The organism is Streptomyces sp. WAC05292 (assembly GCF_003949955.1).
GTDB lineage: Bacteria > Actinomycetota > Actinomycetes > Streptomycetales > Streptomycetaceae > Streptomyces > Streptomyces globosus.
In genome coordinates, this window is sequence record NZ_RPSE01000822.1 from 1 (window position 1) to 802 (window position 802).

The 802-nt window shown below is 79.6% G+C and carries 1 pseudogene; it reads right to left on the minus strand.

What is annotated here, in order from left to right:
* Window positions 1–802 (minus strand): annotated as a pseudogene (locus EF903_RS33235) (hypothetical protein); the annotation flags it as partial.

Consider the following 802-nt stretch of genomic DNA (forward strand, 5'->3'; position numbering starts at 1 on the left):
GGCTCCGGCCGCGGCCCGCCCGCCACCGCCGCCGGGGGAGACGGCGCAGGGCGGCCCGTACGCCGGCGGCGAGCGGCAGCTCCCGCGCCGCGAGGGCGCAGGCGGCGAGCAGGGACACGGCGAGCAGGGCGGCGCGCAGCGCCCGGGGGAGGTCGACGGCGAGGGCGAGGACGGCTCCGGCGGCCATCGGGGAGAGCGCCGCGAACAGCAGCCGCTCCCGGCCGAGGACGAGCAGCACGGTGGCGGCGCCGACGTAGGCGGCCTGCCCGGCGGCGAAGGCGTGGCTGAAGGGCGGCCCGCCGGGCACGGCGAGCGCTGCGGCGGTGCCCAGCAGCGCGCCGGCGGGGGCCCCGAGGAGGAGGGTCCGGCCGGCGGCGGCCCGGTCGCCGAGGCCGAGCCAGGTGTAGGCGCGGTGGGAGAGGGTCTGGTCCCACACCCAGCCGATGAGGGCGCCGGCGATGAGGGTGAGGGTGCCTGCGGGCAGTCCGAGCCGGTCGGGCGGGCCCTCCAGGAAGGGGGCGCCGAGTACGTAGGCGAGGCCGGGCAGCGCGAAGACGATCCCGCGGAGCAGGCAGGGGCCGAGGGGGACCTTCCACGGGTCGGGGTGCCGGTCGGGCTCGGGGTGGGCGCGCGGCACCCGGGCGTGGAGCTCCTCGGCGAGGGCGAAGGAGTCGGGGCGGCCGTAGGCGAGCCGGATGTGCTCGTCGGTCATCCCGTCGGATTCCAGGACGGCGGCGATCTCGTCGGGGTGGACGGCGGCGGCCGCGATGTCGCCGAAGCGGTCGGCGAGTTCGTCCAGGGG